This is a genomic window from Moorena sp. SIO4E2 (assembly GCF_010671945.1).
GTDB lineage: Bacteria > Cyanobacteriota > Cyanobacteriia > Cyanobacteriales > Coleofasciculaceae > Moorena > Moorena producens.
Genome location: NZ_JAAHIE010001385.1, coordinates 1 through 1,106 on the forward strand (window position 1 = coordinate 1; position 1,106 = coordinate 1,106).

Sequence of the window (1,106 nt, forward strand, 5' to 3'; positions counted from 1 at the left end):
TATCAGCTATCAGTTATCAGTTATCAGCCAAAGGCTTGTGGCCAAGGCTGACCGCTGACCGCTGACCGCTGACCGCACCTCAAGTAGCGTGCGCGTAGCGCATATGCTGACCACAAAACAACTTTCACTATTCATTGTCGCCAGGGCGTAAAACCCTGGCAAATTCCTATCCTAGTCTACGTAGAAATATCGAATCAAAAAGGTCATAACCTCACCAGGCTTTCCGGTAGGCTCCGGATTGCTCCACTCGTCGGGATAGGCGTATTTAAGGGAATAAATCGCATAAATTGTCTTCTTAACCTCCTCAGGAGAACCGATCAATATGTGCTTGACTTTCTTAGATTTGCGACTTGGGTTTTCAGAGTTCGGATTAATGTTTTTGCTCATTGGAAACTATACCTTGAAACTTTGCATAATATTAATATATTAATAAATTAATAAATTGTCAAGGGGTTTAGGAATTTTTTTTATTACGAAATATGGATGGAGAGTGTGAGAAGTGTGAGAAGTGTGGAGAGAGGGGTAATAAGGAAGATAAAATATATTTTATTTGTCTACATTTTTGATATAATTAATCATAATTAATCCTACGGCTGGCAATGGCCACCCTACAAAATGCGATCGCACTATCTTCTATCTGCGGTTGGTGGGCATTGCTTTGGTGAATTCGGGCAGGTAGGGGAGTGGCAAACAAGCAATGCCCACCCTACAAAATGTGTACGCACTGCTTCCAACCCAGTTTGGAGTGGCGACAAGACAACTTAAAAGCACCAGGAATACTTATTAATGCTGATGTAGAAGATCGATGGAAGATGTTACTGAGGAAAACTTTGGTTTTCGACCTACTTTAGTTGTTGGTTTTCGGATTAATCCCAATCAAGATTATGAAGGGGGCTTGCGTACTCTGATCCGAGCAACCATAACTTTGCTACAGCAGACTGTCGGAGAAGCTGTTTTGCTATTTAATTATGAAACGGTTGTATTGCAGCGCTTGGGAGATAAATTAATCTTAAATCAAGAGATGCTGGAGCCTAGTATTATTTCTGAAATAGACCAGTTTAAATTAACCTATGAGTTGCAGGTGTTCCCTTGTTCTGCCTGATTTA

Annotated in this window: 3 protein-coding genes; 1 reads left to right on the top strand and 2 read right to left on the bottom strand. The window is 41.0% G+C overall.

Annotated elements, in window-relative coordinates; all coding sequences use genetic code 11:
* Window positions 1-9: 9 nt before the first annotated feature.
* Together F6K37_RS43855 and F6K37_RS43860 are read right to left on the bottom strand one after the other, a co-directional pair.
* Entirely contained in the window at window positions 10-135 is a 126-nt protein-coding gene (locus F6K37_RS43855) for a hypothetical protein (protein WP_267872005.1), read from the bottom strand.
* Between the two features lie 36 nt (window positions 136-171).
* Window positions 172-387, bottom strand: a complete 216-nt coding sequence (locus F6K37_RS43860; protein ID WP_008181771.1) for a hypothetical protein — start codon at window positions 385-387, stop codon at window positions 172-174.
* 418 nt (window positions 388-805) lie between these two features.
* On the opposite strand from F6K37_RS43860, the gene F6K37_RS43865 reads away from it, so the two are divergent.
* Window positions 806-1,102: a SitI3 family protein gene (locus tag F6K37_RS43865; RefSeq protein WP_287257407.1), complete on the top strand. Its 297-nt coding sequence runs from the start codon at window positions 806-808 to the stop codon at window positions 1,100-1,102.
* Window positions 1,103-1,106 lie beyond the last annotated feature (4 nt).

Excerpts from the sequence above, each read along its gene's own strand:
- F6K37_RS43860 (WP_008181771.1), bottom strand. The coding sequence starts at position 387 with ATGAGCAAAAACATTAATCCGAACTCTGAAAACCCAAGTCGCAAATCT.
- F6K37_RS43855 (WP_267872005.1), bottom strand. The coding sequence starts at position 135 with ATGAATAGTGAAAGTTGTTTTGTGGTCAGCATATGCGCTACGCGCACG.
- F6K37_RS43865 (WP_287257407.1), top strand. The coding sequence starts at position 806 with ATGGAAGATGTTACTGAGGAAAACTTTGGTTTTCGACCTACTTTAGTT.